Origin of the sequence: Paenibacillus lutimineralis, assembly GCF_003991425.1 — a bacterium.
Taxonomy (GTDB): Bacteria; Bacillota; Bacilli; order Paenibacillales; family Paenibacillaceae; genus Fontibacillus; species Fontibacillus lutimineralis.
Window position 1 is genome coordinate 5,734,550 of the sequence record NZ_CP034346.1, and the last position, 20,451, is coordinate 5,755,000.

General features: G+C 48.8%; 12 protein-coding genes and 2 rRNA genes. All 14 read right to left on the bottom strand.

Annotated features, from left to right (window positions below; translation table 11 throughout):
- Positions 1–35 precede the first annotated feature (35 nt).
- The 14 genes from disA to EI981_RS25715 all read right to left on the bottom strand — a co-directional run bounded on the left by disA (position 36) and on the right by EI981_RS25715 (position 20,309).
- A complete protein-coding gene (disA, locus tag EI981_RS25650) occupies positions 36–1,112 on the bottom strand; it encodes a DNA integrity scanning diadenylate cyclase DisA (protein WP_127003052.1) in 1,077 nt (358 codons plus the stop codon).
- 11 nt (positions 1,113–1,123) lie between these two features.
- Complete coding sequence (radA, locus tag EI981_RS25655; protein ID WP_127003054.1) at positions 1,124–2,491, bottom strand: DNA repair protein RadA; 1,368 nt, start codon at positions 2,489–2,491, stop codon at positions 1,124–1,126.
- A gap of 308 nt (positions 2,492–2,799) precedes the next feature.
- On the bottom strand, positions 2,800–5,244 hold the full coding sequence (gene clpC, locus EI981_RS25660; RefSeq protein WP_127003056.1) for an ATP-dependent protease ATP-binding subunit ClpC: 2,445 nt from the start codon (positions 5,242–5,244) through the stop codon (positions 2,800–2,802).
- 194 nt (positions 5,245–5,438) lie between these two features.
- Positions 5,439–6,503, bottom strand: a complete 1,065-nt coding sequence (locus tag EI981_RS25665; RefSeq protein WP_127003058.1) for a protein-arginine kinase McsB — start codon at positions 6,501–6,503, stop codon at positions 5,439–5,441.
- 12 nt (positions 6,504–6,515) lie between these two features.
- The gene (locus EI981_RS25670; RefSeq protein WP_127003060.1) at positions 6,516–7,040 is read right to left on the bottom strand and encodes a protein-arginine kinase activator protein McsA; all 525 of its coding nucleotides are present in this window, start codon (positions 7,038–7,040) and stop codon (positions 6,516–6,518) included.
- Positions 7,041–7,072: 32 nt separating this feature from the next.
- A complete protein-coding gene (locus EI981_RS25675; RefSeq protein WP_127003062.1) occupies positions 7,073–7,531 on the bottom strand; it encodes a CtsR family transcriptional regulator in 459 nt (152 codons plus the stop codon).
- 432 nt (positions 7,532–7,963) lie between these two features.
- A complete protein-coding gene (locus EI981_RS25680) occupies positions 7,964–9,181 on the bottom strand; it encodes a response regulator transcription factor (protein ID WP_127003064.1) in 1,218 nt (405 codons plus the stop codon).
- Positions 9,182–9,185: 4 nt separating this feature from the next.
- A complete protein-coding gene (locus tag EI981_RS25685; protein WP_127003067.1) occupies positions 9,186–11,009 on the bottom strand; it encodes a cache domain-containing sensor histidine kinase in 1,824 nt (607 codons plus the stop codon).
- 36 nt (positions 11,010–11,045) lie between these two features.
- The gene (locus EI981_RS25690; RefSeq protein ID WP_127003069.1) at positions 11,046–12,053 is read right to left on the bottom strand and encodes a substrate-binding domain-containing protein; all 1,008 of its coding nucleotides are present in this window, start codon (positions 12,051–12,053) and stop codon (positions 11,046–11,048) included.
- Positions 12,054–12,224: 171 nt separating this feature from the next.
- A complete protein-coding gene (gene mmsB / locus EI981_RS25695) occupies positions 12,225–13,391 on the bottom strand; it encodes a multiple monosaccharide ABC transporter permease (protein ID WP_127003071.1) in 1,167 nt (388 codons plus the stop codon).
- Positions 13,375–14,928 (bottom strand): multiple monosaccharide ABC transporter ATP-binding protein, encoded by a 1,554-nt coding sequence (gene mmsA, locus EI981_RS25700; RefSeq protein WP_127003073.1) that lies wholly within the window; start codon positions 14,926–14,928, stop codon positions 13,375–13,377. The genes mmsB and mmsA overlap by 17 nt, the downstream gene beginning before the upstream one ends.
- A gap of 308 nt (positions 14,929–15,236) precedes the next feature.
- The gene (gene chvE, locus EI981_RS25705; protein WP_127003075.1) at positions 15,237–16,319 is read right to left on the bottom strand and encodes a multiple monosaccharide ABC transporter substrate-binding protein; all 1,083 of its coding nucleotides are present in this window, start codon (positions 16,317–16,319) and stop codon (positions 15,237–15,239) included.
- An 839-nt stretch (positions 16,320–17,158) separates the two neighbouring features.
- Positions 17,159–17,275: ribosomal RNA gene (gene rrf, locus EI981_RS25710) — 5S ribosomal RNA — on the bottom strand.
- A 101-nt stretch (positions 17,276–17,376) separates the two neighbouring features.
- Positions 17,377–20,309, bottom strand: a 23S ribosomal RNA gene (locus EI981_RS25715).
- Between the last annotated feature and the right edge of the window lie 142 nt (positions 20,310–20,451).

Here is a 20,451-nt window from a genome sequence, read left to right on the forward strand (position 1 = left end):
TTATTCCCCTTAATCATCACTTCATGATAGGGGAATTATATTTGCCTGTCAATGAACACTTGTTCCTGTATTCGCTTCAGCCCTTCCTTAATCGCACGCGCCCTTGCTTCCCCAATACCGTCAACCTCATCAAGTTTTTCAATCGACGCCATTAGTATTTCCGGCAGCTCGCGGAACCGTTCAACCAAATTATGAATGATGACATTGGGTAGACGAGGGATCTTATTTAATACGCGATAACCACGAGGGGATATGATCTCTTCTGAAGTCGCCGCCGCGGAAGGATAACCGAGCAGACGGGTGATGTGAACATCATCCAATAGCTCATCGTCACTCGATCGCTTCAGACCAAGAATTATCTCCCGGATCGCATCGTCACTATCATCCTTGGCATAATCTTTATAGAGAAGCCAGGCTTCCTCCTCCATATTGCTGACCAGCTCTTCCATTTGCATGCTAATTAGTCGACCTTCAATTCCAAGCTCATTAATGAAACGCTTGATCTCCAGCTTAATACGGATAACCATCTCCACGCGCTGCATCACATTCACAACTTCGGGAATCGTCACTAATTCCTCGAACTCTGAAGCAGACAGATTCGTCAAAGCCTGGTTGAGTACCGCCCTATATTTCTCTAGCGTCTGAATCGCCTGGTTCGCCTTGGTCAGAATTTCACCGCTCTCCTTCAGCGCGTATCGCAGTCCTCCCTGATACAGAGTAATAATATTGCGGCGCTGTGAGATCGATACGACCAGCTTGCCCGTCTGTTTAGCAACACGTTCCGCTGTTCTATGGCGAATCCCAGTCTCCGATGAAGCGATGGACGAATCCGGGATCAGCTGTGTATTTGCATATAATATCCGTTTTAAATCTTCACTAAGAATGATGGATCCATCCATCTTGGCCAATTCGTACAGATAGTTAGGAGAAAAATCGCAATTGATGGAAAACCCGCCTTCTACAACCTCCATCACTTCGGGGCTATAGCCGACTACAATTAAACCGCCGGTCTTAGCACGCAGCACATTTTCCAACCCATCCCGAAAGGAAGTGCCCGGAGCCACGAGCTTCAGCAAATCATTCATTTTCTCTGCCTGAGTTGTTTCTTTCATTATTGTGCCCCCTAATCTAATGCAACAGCAAGCGCATCTGCAACGGTATTTACACCGATTAATTCGATCTCTTTGGGTCCCTGCCAGCCCTTCAGGCTCTTCTCAGGCAGGATCACCCGTTTGAAGCCAAGCTTCGCAGCCTCCTTCACTCTCTGTTCAACGCGTGAGACCGCTCTGACTTCCCCGGTAAGCCCGACTTCGCCAAAGACGACATCATAGGGCTTCGTAGGCACATCGCGGAAGCTGGAGGCTAAACTGACGGCAATTGCTAGGTCTACGGCAGGCTCATCAAGCTTCACTCCACCGGCAAGATTAACATAGGCGTCCTGATTCTGCAGGAACATGCCCATTCGCTTCTCCAGCACGGCAATAATCAGATTCATCCGGTTATGATCCACACCCGTAGCCATTCTACGCGGGGAGGGGAATAAAGTTGACGCAACCAGAGCCTGAAGCTCGACCAGCATCGGTCTGGTCCCTTCCATGCTGGCCACTACTGTAGAACCTGCAACGCCAAGCGGGCGTTCGGAGAGGAATAACTCCGAAGGATTCAGAACTTCCTCTAAACCAGCCTCATTCATTTCGAAGATACCCATCTCATTGGTGGAGCCAAAACGGTTCTTCACCGCACGCAGCAAACGGTATGAATGGTGACGCTCGCCCTCAAAATAGAGTACGCAATCGACCATATGTTCCAGCATGCGCGGTCCGGCGATAGCCCCTTCCTTCGTAACATGTCCAACCAATACCGTAGCGATTCCCTGCCCTTTGGCAACCCGCATGAACCGGGCCGTACATTCCCGCACTTGGGAGACGCTTCCGGGCGCGCTGGTGACCTCTGGCATATATACGGTCTGAATGGAGTCGATGACGAGGAAATCTGGCTTAACTTCATTGATCGCTTCCTCAATTCCATCGATACTGCTCTCGCACATGACGTAGAGATTCGGGGATAATGCCCCGAGCCTCTCGGCCCGCAGCTTCGTCTGACGAACCGATTCTTCTCCGGAGACATAAAGAACTTTCCTGCCTGAATTGGCCATCTCGTTCGAGGTTTGCAGTAGTAATGTTGATTTGCCGATTCCAGGATCCCCGCCAACCAGCACCAGCGATCCAGGGACAATCCCTCCGCCCAGTACTCGGTTAAGCTCTCCAATCCCGGTAAGGATTCGCGGCTCTTGGCCACTCTCTATATTTATGATCGGAAGTGGCTTTTCTTTCGTATGAAATATGCCGGAGGAAATCCCCTGCGTCTTGACCACTTTCTCCGTTTCTTCCACCATGCTGTTCCATGCCCCGCACCCAGGACATTTCCCGTACCATTTCGGTGATTCATAGCCGCAATCGGTACAGAAGAACTTTATTTTTACTTTTGCCATTAATCTCTCCTTCTTACTTTCGCAATATTTAACAAACCTTGCAGGTTGCACCACAAAGCTAATAATCAAAGTTTATCATTGTTATCGATTTGGCGTAAAGTTTTGCGTGCAAACAATTTTCGTTAACTTCTGAAAAAACATGTAAGTATTCTTGAAAATAAATCAAATGAAGAAAAATTATGTATTATATTTGCAAAAAAGCAGCTTCCAAAGCAATCCTGCCCTGGAAGCTGCTTTTATTATGTTAATCGGCAATTTAGTCGCTCTAATGAAGAGATTTAGGTGAAATTTTGGACAAAGTCAACAATTTATACCATTTTCACAAAATCCCCGGTCTTCTTCACGGTTAATTCACCATTTTCTTCATCAATCGTGAGGGAATCGCCCTTTTTCACCTTACCGGTCAGCAATTCCTCAGACAGACGGTCTTCGATATGCTTCTGAATCGCCCGGCGCAATGGACGAGCACCATAAGTCGGATCATAGCCTTCCTTAGCCAGAAACGCCTTCGCTTTGTCTGTCAGCACGAAGTCCACATCGAAGTCGTTCAGCCGTTTCCGTAATTCTTCGGACATCAGCGTTACGATTTCTCCAATATGCTTTTCTTCGAGTGAATGGAACACGATAATCTCATCGATCCGGTTCAGGAACTCGGGACGGAAGCCCTTCTTCAGTTCTTCCATTACCTTGGACTTCATATTATCGTAATCCGCACCTGCATCCGTCACGGCAGTAAAGCCCATTTTGGTATTGCGGCGGATCGCTTCTGCTCCGACGTTAGAGGTCAGAATGATCAGCGTGTTACGGAAGTCGACAACACGGCCCTTGGAATCGGTCAGTCGTCCATCCTCAAGCACTTGCAGCAGGATGTTGAATACTTCCGGATGCGCCTTCTCGATCTCGTCAAGCAGCACTACCGAATATGGCTTGCGACGTACTTTCTCGGTCAATTGACCGCCTTCTTCATAACCGACATATCCTGGAGGCGCGCCAACCAGACGAGCGGTGGAATGCTTCTCCATGTACTCTGACATATCGATACGGATGACCGCATTCTCATCGCCAAACATTGCTTCAGCCAAAGCACGGGCCAATTCGGTCTTACCTACACCTGTTGGTCCAAGGAAGATGAAGGAGCCCATAGGGCGCTTCGGATCTTTGAGTCCGGCACGTGCCCGGCGGATAGCCCGGCTGACCGCCTTAACGGCTTCATCCTGGCCGATAACACGCTCATGCAGGATGGACTCCATATTCATGAGACGCTCGGTCTCTTCTTCTTTCAGCTTGTTGACAGGGATCCCTGTCCAGCTAGCCACAACCTCGGCGATATCCTCCGGAGTCACTTCAGAATCCATGCGCCCTTGCTTTTCTTTCCATTGGTTCTTCGTCACATCAAGCTCTTCGCGAATCTTCTGTTCGGTATCGCGCAGGGCAGCCGCTTTCTCAAATTCCTGACTTTGTACAGCCGCGTCCTTCTCCTTGCGAATATCCTCCAGACGGCTCTCCAGTTGCTTCAAATTAGGCGGTACCGTATATGTGCTCAGTCTTACTTTGGAGCCCGCCTCATCAATCAAGTCGATCGCCTTGTCCGGTAAGAAGCGGTCCTGAATGTAACGGTCGGACAATTTAACTGCTTGCTCAATCGCTTCATCCGTGATTTTTACACGGTGATGCGCTTCGTAGCGATCGCGAAGGCCATGCAAAATCTGAATCGTCTCATCCGCAGATGGCTCGTCGACTGTAATCGGTTGGAAACGGCGTTCCAGAGCCGCATCCTTCTCGATATACTTGCGGTATTCGTCCAGCGTAGTTGCCCCGATGCATTGCAGCTCACCACGGGCCAGGGCTGGCTTCAGAATGTTGGAAGCATCGATGGCTCCTTCGGCTCCACCAGCACCAATCAGAGTGTGTAATTCGTCGATGAACAAGATGATATTACCAGCTTGGCGAATCTCATCCATAATCTTCTTCAAGCGGTCCTCGAATTCGCCGCGATATTTCGTACCTGCTACGACAGAACCCATATCAAGAGTCATGACGCGCTTGTCGCGCAATGTCTCAGGGATTTCATTATTTACAATCTTCTGAGCCAACCCTTCGGCAACCGCGGTCTTACCAACACCAGGCTCACCGATAAGTACCGGATTGTTCTTCGTCCGCCGGCTCAACACTTGGATAACGCGTTCGATCTCCTTGCTACGTCCGATTACCGGGTCGAGGTTACCCTCTTTGGCGGTAGCGGTCAAATCACGAGCAAGGCTATCCAGCGTTGGCGTATTCACATTAACGGGTGCGCCATGATGGCTGGATACGGCTTCGCTGCTGCCCAGCAGTTGCAACACTTGCTGACGTGCTTTGTTCAAGCTGATGCCCAGATTGTTAAGTACGCGTGCAGCTACGCCTTCACCTTCACGGATCAATCCCAGCAGGATATGCTCGGTACCCACATAGGTGTGGCCTAACTTACGTGCTTCATCCATCGACAGCTCGATAACTTTCTTTGCACGCGGCGTATAGGCAATATTAATCGGCTGTTCCTGACCGCGTCCAATTAAAGTCTCAACCTCATCTTGTATTTTCTCCAAACCAAGACCAAGACCGATAAGAGCTTTGGCTGCAATGCCTTCGCCTTCACGGATTAATCCCAGTAGAATATGCTCCGTTCCGATATTGTTATGCCCGAGTCTGACCGCCTCATCCTGAGCGAGTGCCAGTACCTTCTGGGCGCGTTCTGTAAATCTACCAAACATCATATCCAATACACCTCCAAATTAAATCTATTCCAACCGCTTTTAATCACGAAGTAACACTGAGAGCTTATTCGACATCGAATCTTGAATTCAGCCGGGCCTTCCGGTGCTCACGTACAAACTACGTACGCTCCGCTCCTCAGTCCCTAGCTTCATCCAACCTTCTCGGTGCTGAAAACCGGTCTTTTACACACACTTTATTGCAAATTATCCTTCAAATGCTCGCGTATCACCTTGGCGCGGTATATATCCCGCTCTCCTGGCGACATGTTTCCCCCCTGCCTCTTCTGCAAGAAGCCTGGCTGTGTCATGACGTTCAATTCATTTAGAGCATGGAAGGGTACATTCACGAAACCAAGATCCACACCGAGCCGAACGTCTGACAGACGCTGCGCCGCTTCCTTCGAATCGATGATTTCGGAATAGGATAATATTCCATATGAACGCATTATACGATCCATAATACGGATTCGCGAGTCAGAAAGCAATTTTTCCCTGGCTGCTTTTTCATGTTCAATAATTTGTACTACGACACCATACAGGTTGTCAATAATCTCAGATTCATTCTGTCCCAGCGTAATCTGATTGGAGATCTGGAACAGGTTGCCGACGGTCTCGCTGCCTTCGCCATAAATCCCGCGCACAGCCAGACCGACCTGAGTCACAGCCGACAAAATCCGCCCGATCTGACTCGTAAGAGCCAGCGCAGGCAGGTGGATCATTACGGAAGCTCTCAGCCCTGTACCGACATTCGTCGGACAACTAGTCAAGTAACCACGCTTGTCGTCAAACGCATAATCGACATGATCCTCGAAGATATCGTCGACAGCCGACGCCTTTTCCCAGGCCTCTTTGACCTGAAGTCCCGGATACAGACATTGAATCCTCAAGTGGTCCTCTTCATTCACCATGATGCTCAAGCTCTCATCATCGCTTATGAATGCCGCGCCATTTCTTGATTCAGTAACCAAGCTCGGACTAATCAGATGCTTCTCCACCAGAACCTGCTTATCCAGATCGTCCAGATCATCAAGCTCAATCGGATGGAGCTGTCCGAACGGCTGCATCCGTTCATCGCTGAGCACCTGTTCGAACTGGTTCAACACCTCCTCCGATTGCTGATTCGTAGCCAATATAGGAAAAGGACATTCAACCAGGTTGCGAGCGATCCGCACCCGGGTGCTAATTACAATATTCGATTCATTTCCGTCACGATTCATCCACTCGCTAAGCGGCTGCTCTGTAAATTGAAGATTTCCCATCGCAATTCCTCCTTACTCTGCGGAAATGTTCTTCTCGAGTTCACGGATCTGATCGCGCAGTGCCGCTGCTTCTTCGAACTGTTCATGAAGAACCCGGTATTGTAGCTCCCGGCGGAGATCATCCAGCTTACGCTTCATATGGATATGCCCTCCAACCCGTCTTGGCACCTTACCGACATGTGTCGTATTGCCATGAACTCTTCTTAATAGAGGGTCCAGACGATCATTGAAATATTTATAACAGGAGCTGCATCCGAACCGACCCAGCTTGCTGAATTGAGAATAGGTCAACCCGCATTTCTCACAGTGCAGGTTCTCCGCAGGCTTCACACCCGAGGCCTGACTAGAAGTCGCAGGACTAAAATCGAGCAGACCGGATAACAGGCTATGAATCGAGAAGCCTCCCGCCGTTCCAGGAATTAATTCTCCCTTCTCGCGGGCGCATGCTTCACAAATATGAAATTCTGTCTTCTCCCCATTCACGATTTTCGTAAAATGGAGCGTGGCAGGACGTTTACCGCATTCTTGGCATTGCATTATTGGAATCCCTCCTTAACTGGATAGACTCATTAACCTAACAAAGAAATCAACATCGCCTTCATCATTTGCGCCCGGATCTGATCGCGGTACGGCAGCTTCACCATCAGCACTTCCCGAGATATAGCCGCCTTCATTAGCGCTGCTTCCCTTCGGGTGAGGAACCGTGATTCCTCCAGTTGATAGATCAATCCCTCTGCCGCCGTCTGGCCCATCTCATCTCCGATCGTATGCTGAAGATGAGTATGCAAACTAATCGGGCCGGGGAGCTCGATACGACGGATGCGAATATAACCTCCTCCGCCCCTCTTGCTCTCCACCAGATAACCCTTCTCCAGCGTAAAGCGTGTGCTGATGACATAGTTAATCTGAGATGGAACACAGGAGAACCTGTCTGCCAGATCATTACGCTGTATCTCTACAGCGCCCTCCGGACTCTCTTGCAAAATGCTCTTAAGGTGCTTCTCGATAATATCGGAAATATTACGCATCACCCATCCTCCATTGCTCATTACTCCAACATACAGCCAATATTGGATAACCCATATACCTATTATTAACCGCACTGTTCGGTTTGAATATCAGAGGGTGCTTCCAATTTAATACCAAAGGCCTTAGAGGTAGTTCAAAAAGTCACTTTTGATAAGAAAACCAATCGAGGCCAATTCATGGATGAGCGACCGCGATTCAAAGGTAGGTTTTCTTGCGATATATAAATTTCATCAGCTACGCTGATAACTTATAAATTCTATATCTAACACGAAGTTATTCAAGAAGTGATCTCGGCATCGAATCTTTTTGAACCTCACTTTATAACAACTAGCCGTATGTTGACTTTGACTTTCTTTGACTTTGATTTTATTATAGCACAATTTTTGAATTTGCCAATGGGATGTTCATATTCTTAGACTTATAACCATCTGTTATCCCTCGAGAAAGCTCTTGCGGTAAAGATTCGGTGGTATACCGACGACCTTCTTAAAGGAGGTGCTGAAATAATGCTGTGAATCGTAGCCTGTCTTCTCAGCGATCTCATGCATTGTCAGCTTCGTCCCCACCAGCAGGCGGATTGCCATCGTCGTTCGAACATGGGTTAACATTCCAATGAAGGACTGACCTGACTCCTGCTTAAAAATACGGCTCAAATACACGGACGACACGCCAAGCTCATCCGCCACGAACTCTAAATTCAGCTCGGGATCGCTGTATCGCTGCTCGATTATTTCCCGCGCTTTTCTGACGAAATCGGACATGCGCGCTTCCCGGTTGACCATCGTCTTGGCTGCTGTATACAGCTCCGGTAAATTTACATTTCCTTCGTTCAATTGAAAACTGACAAGCACGGCCAGATCCAGATACTTCTCACAGGCTTCAGTAATTCGAGTGCCAATCGTGGTGTCTCGGCTTCCCCAGACCAATACGACGATCATCCCGGTCTGATCACGGAAATGGACGTAATCCTCGGCATCTCTCGTCTCCCCAATCAATTCTTCAATCACGTTCTCGATTGCGAACAGCAAGAGCTGCCGATCCTTCTCGGACATGAACGCCTTCCCCTTGGACTGTTCCGGCCAGCGGACGATCCCAACCATATCGGGCAGCCTCTCCGGCATTTGCAGGAAGGCCAGTTGTCCTGCAATCTCATCCTCGCTTACATCACCTTCGATCCATTCCAGGCAAAAGCGTTCCCGCAACAGCGACACATTCTTGTCAAGCTGCTTCGAGGCAATATCGAGTATTTTCTCATTGGTAGACTCTATCTCCAGCTTCCTAGAAACGCCCGCTAGCACCTCCATTAATTGTCCCGGATTAACGGGCTTCAAGATATAGTCGTCGACGCTGAGCTTGATCGCTCTCTTGGCGTAAACAAATTCATCATGCCCGGTAATAATGATTACTTTACAACCAGGAAGCTGATCGCGAAGCTCGCTGATCAATGTCAAGCCGTCCATAATCGGCATACTGAGGTCCACGATAAGGATATTAACCTGCTCCTTCAGTGCCAGTTCTAATGCTTCTTCTCCATCCTCCGCTTCCCCGACGACCTGCAGATTCAGTCTATCCCAATCTATTGAACCCCTAATTCCCTCGCGGATAATAAACTCATCATCCGCTATAATGACCTTCCACTTCTGATTCATCGCTCTACTCCTCCCGATGCATAATAGGATGACGAATCGTCACTACCGTCCCGCTCTTCCATTGACTATCAATTGATATTCCGTAAGGCTCTCCGTAGCTGAGGCGAATCCGTTCTTGCACATTCCTAAGTCCATAGCTTTTAAGAGGCCCTCCCTCTTCCTCGCCTTTCTCTTGCGGTGTAGGCTGCATGTAATCGGTCTTGCCGACCTGATCTAGCTGTGTGCGCAGTAGGCTCAGTTTATCCTCAGTCATACCGTTACCGTCATCTTCAATCCTAATGACAACCATTCCTTCCTCAGCGGTTGCACGGATTGATATGAAGCCTGGCCCACGCCGCTCCTTAATGCCGTGATAGATGGCATTCTCCACGACGGGCTGCAGGATCAACTTGATTACGAACAGATTCATTAATTCCGGCTCAATATCGATACTGTAGTTCAGCTTGTCTTTATAACGAGTCTTCTGAATCATCAGATAACTACGGATATGTTCAAATTCATCGGCAAGCGGAATAATCTCTTTCCCCCGACTGAGTCCGATCCGAAATAGACGCGATAAGGATTCAACCACTTCTGTTGCCTCATAAGCCCCGTCTTTTCTGGCCAGCCACTGGATCGTATCCAGCGTATTATAGAGAAAATGAGGTTGGATATGAGCCTGCAGACTACGCAGCTCCGCCTCCCGCTTCAAGCGCTGCTCCTCATTAACCTGCCTTAACAGGCGCTTGATCTGCGCAAGCATCTGGTTGAAGCTATTGCCAAGCATGCCGATTTCATCACGGCGTTTGCCGTTATAACGAATGCTCATATTGCCGTTCTCAACTTTATGCATGAACGACGACAGTTGGATAATCGGACGGGAGATCGAGTAGGACAAATAATAGGATGCTGCGATTCCCAGCAAGCTAACGAGAAATACAAAAGAGACGATATACAGATTAATCTCATTGATCCCCTGGATTCTATCCTGCATCGGAAAGACACCGACTGTCGTCCAGCCCGTAAAGGATGATTTTTGATAGATATACTGTATCGGCTTGCCATCTACCTTTTCCGCAAAATCTCCCGCATTGTCCGTTAAGATTCGTTCCCGATCAAGCTGGTCAACGATGGAGTTTTTAGGGGCATAGAGTGCGTCTCCCTTGTCATCCATCACGATAAGATACCCCGACTTGCCGAGTCTGACATCGCGGACCACCTCGGCGATCAGCCGCGATTTGAAATCGATCAGCACGACGCCCTGCACGGCCTGGGTCTCCGGATCAAGCACTGCACGAACGAAGGAGACGACCTCCTCATCCTTGTAATTAGCGTGGCTCGTTACATTTCTTTTGACCGGATGTCCGACGAGTTTGAAGATCCCCTTCGCCTTAACGGCATCCTGATACCAGTTCTCTTCCGTCAAGTTCCGGCTGGTGCGTGCATACATCTCGTTGCTTAAATACTCCCCCTTATGGTTAACGACCATAATCCCAGCGATCTCGGAGTGAAGTGTCGTGAAGCCCTGGAGGAATTTCAGCGTCTTATAGCGCTCCTGTTCCCCTGGAAAAGCCGAGGCGCCTTCAGCAAAGAACTTCCCTATCTCCGGATTAAAGGAAATCAGATATGATACATTCTGCATATTGCTAGCATGATAATCGAGAGATTTATTCACATTGCCAATCAACTGGGATGTCTGCCCGTTGACTTGCTCTTCGATGGTGTAGCTGGTAGCCCATGAAATTAACAGTCCAAGGCAGAGAGCCGGAAAAATGCTAATTAGCAAAATATGCAGGATCAGTTTGTCGCGAATCGACCAGTTATCGAATTGCAGCCATTTGGTTCGCATGCTTGTTCCCCCCAATCCCAAACGAAGATGCAGCGGTTATTTAGCATAGAAATGTTCGACATTGGATTTGGTTACAACGGATATTCCGGTATCCACATAGGTCGGGAGTGGAGGAACCTGAGCCTGCTGCCAATCTCCAACCGGCTCGACCAATGAATTATTCAGATGGAACAGCTGCATTAATGCCCAGTAACCCATGTTCCAGGTGCCCTGAGCCATCGTCGCAGATATAACGCCTTTCTTGATCAAATCCAGCGTCCCTTTATTGGTATCAAAGCTAATAACCTGGATATCGCTGCGATTGTTATTTATCAGCGCATTGCCTACGCCAATCCCTCCAACGGCTTCCGTGACGAAGATTCCCTTCAGGTCTGGATATCTCAGCAACAGTTCCTCTGTCCTGTTCTCGGAGACGACCTGATCCCCCTTGTCCTCAACGATCTCTACGACCTTAAGATGGGGATGCTGGTCCTTGAGCGTCTCGGTGAACCCGGTGACGCGTTGTTGTTGATTCAATTGATTCTGTTGAGTAAGGATGGCTACGGTCCCCGACTCTCCAATCAGCTCATCCATCTTATGGGCTGCCACGACCCCTGCATTATAGTTATCCGTACTCAAAAAAGAGTATGCCTTGCTATTAGGGACATTGGAATCGAACAGCACAACCGGTATACCTGAAGAAACTGCTTTATCGATGACGTTAATCAGCGCCTCGGAGTTAATGGCCGAGACGGCAATTCCAGCAGGTTTTTTGGCAATGACCTGTTCAAGCACGGTGACTTCCTCATGCTCGTCATATTGAGTGGCTCCGCGGTATTCCACGGTTACGCCCAACGCCTCTGCCGCATCCTCGAAGCCCTTCAGCGTATTTTTCCAATACTCGTTGCCAGCGAGGTAGTTCACCATCACATACTTCTCATCCGATTCTCCCCGAAGTCCAACGGCCGATTCCATCGGATCGGCTGCTCCGCGGGTATAAGCCGAGTACAAATAGATCAAGAAAAGACTGATCAGAACAAAATATAGAATAACTAGTTTCTTCACTACTTCCCCCTCCGGTGCTATCAAGGTAGTCGGTTCACCAGCTGGCTTGACCCCTTTCAATTATACTTCGTTCCACCTGAAATAAAGCGCTCTCTTTTTATGAGAAGAGAAAAACCGTACCCTCAATCAGGTCAATGATCGCGGTACGGTGATAACTCTATTTTGCTTCGGTTATGCCGCTGTTTTATTTTTATTGTAAATATCGAAGGCTACGGCCAGCAGCAGAACAAGCCCCTTAATTCCTTGTTGATAATCGATACCAAGCCCGATTAGAGACATCCCGTTGTTCATCACGCCCATGACGAGGCCACCGATCATCGCACCAATCACGGTACCGACACCGCCCGATGCCGAAGCCCCGCCGATAAAGCAGGCCGCAATCGCATCAAGCTCGAAATTGACGCCCGCCTTAGGAGTAGCCGCATTCAAGCGCGCGGTAAAGATCAGCCCCGCAAGAGCTGCCATAACGCCCATATTGACGAATACCCAGAAGGTCATCTTCTTCGTCTTTACGCCTGACAGTCTAGCCGCCTTCTCATTGCCACCAACGGCATAAATATGGCGTCCCATAACCGTCTTACGCATAACGAAGGTGTATAACACAACCAAGGCGAACAGGATAACAAGTACATTCGGAATTCCGTTATACGCGGATAATACGAAGGTGAATAAATTTATAATGATAACTATAAAAGCTACTTTAGCAATAAATAAAGGTAGTGACAGCACTTCAAATTGGTAGCGTGACTGAGTAATCCGACCTCTCCACTCCATAAAAATATACAATAGCGACAGCACGGCGCCTAGCAGCAGGGTCAGCATATGAACATTCCAATTGCCGGGAATATCCGGAATGAAGCCCGAGCTAATGCTGCGGAACCCGCCCGGGAATGGACCGATGGATTGACCGCCAAGCACTAGCATCGTAAGACCGCGGAACAGCAACATCCCTGCCAGTGTGACAATAAAGGACGGAATCCCGACCGCGGCAACCCAGAAGCCCTGCCATGCACCGATCAGTGCTCCCATCAACAAGCATAACAGCATGGCGAGCGGGAAGGGCATGTGGTAATTGACCATCATGACGGCCGCCATAGCCCCAATGAACGCTGCGATCGAGCCAACGGACAGGTCGATATGCCCCGTGATAATCACCAACAGCATGCCGATAACTAGAATCAGGATATAGCTGTTCTGCAGTACCAGGTTCGTAATATTCAGAGGCTTAAGCAAAGTACCGTCCGACAAAATTTGAAATAGTCCCATAATTAGTACAAGGACCAGGAACATTCCATATTGTCGTACATTGTTGCGCAGCAGTTTAGTTATGGTGCTCATCTTGGATCTTCCCCCTACTCTTGGTCATCAATCTCATCAATGCTTCCTGCGTTGCATTCTCTCTTCGCATCTCCCCGGTAAATCTTCCTTCGCTCATCACATAGATTCGGTCACACATACCGAGCAGCTCTGGCAATTCGGAGGATATCATCAGGATGCCTTTGCCGGAATCGGCAAGCTCATTGATAATCGAATAAATCTCATATTTCGCGCCTACATCAATCCCTCGCGTAGGCTCATCTAGGATCAGCAGGTCTGGCCCCGAGAATATCCATTTGCTAAGTACTACCTTCTGCTGATTGCCCCCGCTCAAATTGCCGGTCTTCTGTAGAATGCTCGGTGCCTTAATGTTCAGTTTCTTGCGAAAATCCTCAGCTACGATGATTTCCTGGTTATCATTAATAACAAACCATTTCGATATCTTGTTCATCGCCGCGAGTGTCGTATTGCGCTTGATATCTTCATTCAGAATCAGGCCGTATTCCTTGCGGTCCTCTGTCACATAGGCAATGCCTTCCTTGATGGCTTGGGTAATACTCTTCAAGTGAAGCTGCTTCCCGTCTTTACGGATCTCGCCACTAATGCGTCGTCCATACGATTGTCCGAACAGGCTCATCGCTAGTTCCGTTCGCCCCGAGCCCATCAGACCGGCAATACCCACGATCTCACCGCGGCACACTTCAAAGCTGCAGTTATCGATCACTTTGCGATTCGCAAGTACGGGATGGTATACGTTCCAATTTTTCACCTCAAAAAATAGATCGCCCAGCTTCGGAGTATGCTCCGGATAACGATTCGTCAGCTCGCGCCCAACCATTCCTTTGATAATCCGATCCTCTGTCACGTTGTCCTTCTTCATATCCAATGTCTCTATCGATTTGCCGTCCCTCAGAATCGTGATCGAGTCAGCGACCCTCGTAATTTCATTGAGTTTATGAGAGATCAGTACCGAGGTAATTCCCTGCTTTTTGAATTCCAGCAGCAGATTCAACAGATTCTCGCTGTCATCCTCATTCAGCGCTGCTGTCGGCTCATCCAGGATGAGCAGCTTCACCTGCTTGGAGATGGCCTTGGCGATCTCCACCAGTTGTTGTTTCCCAACACCGATCTCCGCGATTGGCGTATTCGGCGACTCATTCAGACCAACAAGCTGCAGCAGTTCTCTCGTCCGGACGATCGTTTCGTTCCAATTGATGATTCCTCTTCTTGTCTGCTCATTTCCAATAAATATATTTTCTGCAATCGTTAATTGAGGAACTAACGCCAACTCCTGATGGATGATGACGATCCCTTTATTCTCACTCTGCTTAATATCCTTGAATTCGCACACTTCATCTTTGAATAGGATGTCACCCTCATAAGTGCCATGTGGATATACACCGCTCAATACCTTCATCAGCGTCGACTTGCCGGCGCCATTCTCACCGATCAGCGCGTGTATCTCACCCTCTTGCACACGAAGGTTCACATTCTCGAGAGCTTTAACACCGGGGAAGGTCTTTGTAATCTTCCTCATTTCCAAAATTGCTGTCGTCAATGATGCTGCACCCCGCTTTCGGAAATATCGTCATAAATGATTTAGCGACAGCCATGAAGAGGCCGCCACTAAATCATTGAAGAATTATAATGTAAGTTCAAAAAGGCCGGTTTCTAGCACCGAGAAGGTTGGATGAAGCTAGGGTCTGAGGAGCGGAGCGTACGTAGTTTGTACGTGAGCACCTGAGATGTTTCCGGAGGAAACATACTTCGTAAGCATGCGCTTGACCCGGCTGAATTCAAGATTCGATGCCGATCTCACTTCCTGATTCACCTCGTGATCAAAAGTGGACTTTTTGAATTACCTTACTACTTTAGTTGATCTTCGGTGTAGTAGCCCGAATCAACCAAAATCTTCTTATAGTTGTCTTTGTCTACAATAACCGGTTCCAATAGATAGGAAGGAACAACCTTCTCGCCATTGTCATACGTCGTTGTATCGTTGACTTCTGCCTCTTCACCCTTCATGATGCTTTGTACCATTGTGACGACCTTCTTCGCTAAAGCGCGTGTATCCTTAAAGACAGTCGACGTCTGCTCGCCAGCGATAATCGATTTTACAGAGGCAAGCTCTGCGTCTTGACCAGTCAGAATCGGCATTGGCTTATTCGCCGAACCATAGCCTACACCCTTCAGGGAAGAGATAACCCCAATGCTGATCGCATCATTCGGTGCCAGAACAGCATCTACCGTAGCATCTGCATAGTTGGCGCTCAGCAGGTTATCCATCCGTGCTTGGGCTGTAGCACCATCCCAACGCATTGTGGCAATTTTATCCATTGAGGTCTGGCCGCTGCGAACAACAAGCTTGCCACTATCAATATAAGGCTGCAGCACGGACATCGCTCCATCGTAGAAGAAGTAAGCATTGTTATCGTCCGGTGAGCCCCCAAACAACTCGATGTTGAACGGACCTTTGTCATCCTTAAGACCCAGTTTGTCTACAATATAGTTCGCTTGCAGCTCGCCTACTTTAAAATTGTCGAATGTAGCGTAGAAGCTTACATGCTTGCTCTTCTTGATCAGCCGGTCATAAGCAATGACATCGATATTTGCCTCTGATGCTTTATCCAATACATCGGTCAATGATTCTCCATCGATCGGAGCAATAACAATGACCTTAACACCCTTGGTAATCATGTTCTCGATTTGGGAGACCTGATTCTCAACAACGTCCTCTGCATACTGCAAATCGACGCCATAGCCGATGTCCTCGAATTCCTTTTTCATGTTGGCGCCATCGCTTACCCAGCGCTCCAATGTCTTGGACGGCATCGCAATCCCGATCGTCCCGTTCTTTCCGCCGCTGCTCTTCCCCTCCCCACTGTTCCCGCACGCTGCCAGAACCATAATTAAAGCGGTTACAACCAACAACGATAGTCCCTTTCTCATCAATTGATACGCCCCTTTTCCATCGCTATTTGTATTCCTATCTCTATCATAAGGAAAGCTGCCGCGCAGGTCTTTTGACGTATTCAACTTGTTTTTATAAAAATTCAAAGTAAAGCAGGATCGGGGTGAGGTTCAGTCGGTAATGGAAAGCCGTAGTAACAGGATGTAAGATCTCATAGGTAAATCAGGGTAAGAAAGACGTAAAAAGTTCGAGGAAGAGTGGATACGGTGAGCTTTCTAGGGAGTATATTTGTTGCTTTGCTATAATCGAAAAAACTATATATCCAGAGGAAAATAATAAAAGGATGCAAAAATACATCCTTTTATCGGTAAAACCTATGAATTTAGTAAAATAACTGCATTTTTGCAGTAATTTGATCATCGCGAATATCGATGTTTGCTTCAGGCATCTAATTTCGATCGATACAAACCTGAAATAGCCCATCCGTTAGAGCTGCTATTGCTGTTATATCACTTGTAAGGAAATTAGAACGTAGAATCCAGAGACCTGTGGATATCTATATAGCGAATCATCAAACCAAAAGTCGCTACGCTTTCTGTGGATAATAAATTTGTAGTGGAGTCGATATTGACTTGTTTATGTGGATAGAAGTATATAATTCTGATATATCAACTGAATATGTGAATAAGACTGTGCATAGTTCATGCTGAATTGATATGTTTCGTAGTTGGGCTGGTGAATATCAGATCTATACAGAGGAAAATGTGAACAACTGTGTACAATTTGAGGATAACCATAGGCTAGCGTTGATCTCCATCGTCAGTTATCCACTTGGGGATAAAAAAACCACCACCGGTTATCGGTAGTGGTTCTTATTGCTTGGCGGCCTCCTACTCTCCCAGGACCCTTCGGTCCAAGTACCATCGGCGCTAGAGGGCTTAACGGTCGTGTTCGGGATGGGTACGTGTGGAACCCCTCCGCCATCGCCACCAAACGTGATTTTGTGCTCGTTACAATCAGTAACTCGCTTCAAAATCGGATCAGATGTTTGATCACCTGAAAACTGGATACGAAACTCATTTTGCATTTAAGATATTGGATAAGCCCTCGACCGATTAGTACCTGTCAGCTCCATACATTGCTGCACTTCCACCTCAGGCCTATCAACCTCGTCGTCTTCAAGGGGTCTTACTAGTTGGGAAATCTCATCTTGAGGGGGGCTTCACGCTTAGATGCTTTCAGCGCTTATCCCTTCCGCACTTAGCTACCCAGCTATGCTCCTGGCGGAACAACTGGTGCACCAGCGGTGCGTCCATCCCGGTCCTCTCGTACTAAGGACAGCTCCTCTCAAATTTCCTACGCCCACGACAGATAGGGACCGAACTGTCTCACGACGTTCTGAACCCAGCTCGCGTACCGCTTTAATGGGCGAACAGCCCAACCCTTGGGACCTACTTCAGCCCCAGGATGCGATGAGCCGACATCGAGGTGCCAAACCTCCCCGTCGATGTGGACTCTTGGGGGAGATAAGCCTGTTATCCCCAGGGTAGCTTTTATCCGTTGAGCGATGGCCCTTCCATGCGGTACCACCGGATCACTAAGCCCGACTTTCGTCCCTGCTCGACTTGTCAGTCTCGCAGTCAAGCTCCCTTTTGCCTTTGCACTCTTCGAATGATTTCCAACCATTCTGAGGGAACCTTGGGGCGCCTCCGTTACTCTTTAGGAGGCGACCGCCCCAGTCAAACTGCCCGCCTGACACTGTCCCCGCACCGGATCACGGTACTAGGTTAGAACTCCGACACGATCAGGGTGGTATCCCAACGGCGCCTCCACCGAAGCTGGCGCTCCGGCTTCCTAGGCTCCCACCTATCCTGTACAAATCGTATCAAAGTCCAATATCAAGCTGCAGTAAAGCTCCATGGGGTCTTTCCGTCTTGTCGCGGGTAACCTGCATCTTCACAGGTATTAAAATTTCACCGGATCTCTCGTTGAGACAGCGCCCAAGTCGTTACGCCATTCGTGCGGGTCAGAATTTACCTGACAAGGAATTTCGCTACCTTAGGACCGTTATAGTTACGGCCGCCGTTTACTGGGGCTTCGGTTCATAGCTTCGGGACGAATCCCTAACCACTCCCCTTAACCTTCCAGCACCGGGCAGGCGTCAGCCCGTATACTTCGCCTTGCGGCTTCGCACAGACCTGTGTTTTTGCTAAACAGTCGCTTGGGCCTTTTCACTGCGGCCCCCTCGTGCTATTCACACTACCGGGGCACCCCTTCTCCCTAAGTTACGGGGTCATTTTGCCGAGTTCCTTAACGAGAGTTCTTCCGCGCGCCTTAGAATTCTCTTCTCGCCTACCTGTGTCGGTTTGCGGTACGGGCACCTTCACCTGGCTAGAGGCTTTTCTTGGCAGTGTGAGATCATGACCTTCGGTACTATAAATTTTCCCTCCCCATCACAGCCCAGCCTTATCGATGTGCGGATTTGCCTACACATCAGCCTCACTGCTTGGACGAGCATCCATCAGCTCGCGTCACTACCCTCCTGCGTCACCCCACTCACTCATAACGGTTTACGGTGGTACAGGAATTTCAACCTGTTGTCCTTCGACTACGCCTTTCGGCCTCGCCTTAGGTCCCGACTTACCCTGAGCGGACGAACCTTCCTCAGGAAACCTTGGGCTTTCGGCGGATCAGATTCTCACTGATCTTTTCGTTACTCATACCGGCATTCTCACTTGTATGCAGTCCACCAGTCCTTCCGGTCCAACTTCAATCCGCATACAACGCTCCCCTACCCCTGATACATAGTATCAAGCCATAGCTTCGGTGGTGTGTTTAGCCCCGTTACATTTTCGGCGCAGAGTCACTCGACCAGTGAGCTATTACGCACTCTTTAAATGGTGGCTGCTTCTAAGCCAACATCCTGGTTGTCTGTGCAACTCCACATCCTTTCCCACTTAACACACACTTGGGGACCTTAGCTGATGGTCTGGGCTGTTTCCCTTTTGACAATGGATCTTAGCACTCACTGTCTGACTCCCGGATAATAAGTCTATGGCATTCGGAGTTTGACTGAGCTTGGTAACCCTTGGCGGGCCCCGCACCCAATCAGTGCTCTACCTCCACGACTCTTCTTTCCGAGGCTAGCCCTAAAGCTATTTCGGGGAGAACCAGCTATCTCCGAGTTCGATTGGAATTTCTCCGCTACCCCCACCTCATCCCCGCACTTTTCAACGTACGTGGGTTCGGGCCTCCAGTGCGTGTTACCGCACCTTCACCCTGGACAGGGGTAGATCACACGGTTTCGGGTCTACGCCTACAAACTAATTCGCCCTATTCAGACTCGCTTTCGCTGCGGCTCCGTCTTCTCGACTTAACCTTGCTTGCAAACGTAACTCGCCGGTTCATTCTACAAAAGGCACGCCATCATCCATATAGAGGACTCTGACTTCTTGTAAGCACACGGTTTCAGGATCTATTTCACTCCCCTTCCGGGGTGCTTTTCACCTTTCCCTCACGGTACTGCTTCACTATCGGTCACTAGGGAGTATTTAGCCTTGGCAGATGGTCCTGCCGGATTCATACGGGGTTTCACGTGCCCCGCACTACTCAGGATCCGTCTCGGAGGGATTAGAATTTCGGTTACAGGGCTTTTACCTCTTTTAGCGGGCCTTTCCAGACCTCTTCGCCTACCCTAATCCTTGGTAACTCCATGTGAGACGTCCTACAACCCCAGAGAGCAAGCTCCCTGGTTTGGGCTGTTCCGCGTTCGCTCGCCGCTACTGACGGAATCACTATTGTTTTCTCTTCCTCAGGGTACTTAGATGTTTCAGTTCCCCTGGTATGCCTCTTCATACCCTATGTATTCAGGTATGAGTGACTGGAGATTAATCCAGCCGGGTTTCCCCATTCGGACATCCTCGGATCGACGCTTGCTTACAGCTCCCCGAGGCAGTATCGTTGTTCGCCACGTCCTTCTTCGGCTCCTAGTGCCTAGGCATCCTCCGTGTGCTCTTAGTAGCTTAACCTTATGCTCCGATTTTGCGCTGCTCGCTCTGTTGTCCGTCCCTTTCCTGATTGGATTGAACCAAACAAAGTGGAAAGTGACTCCCAAAGGATCGATCATCACAAAATCTAACGCATTGCCACTTTAATTTAAATTTGTTTTGA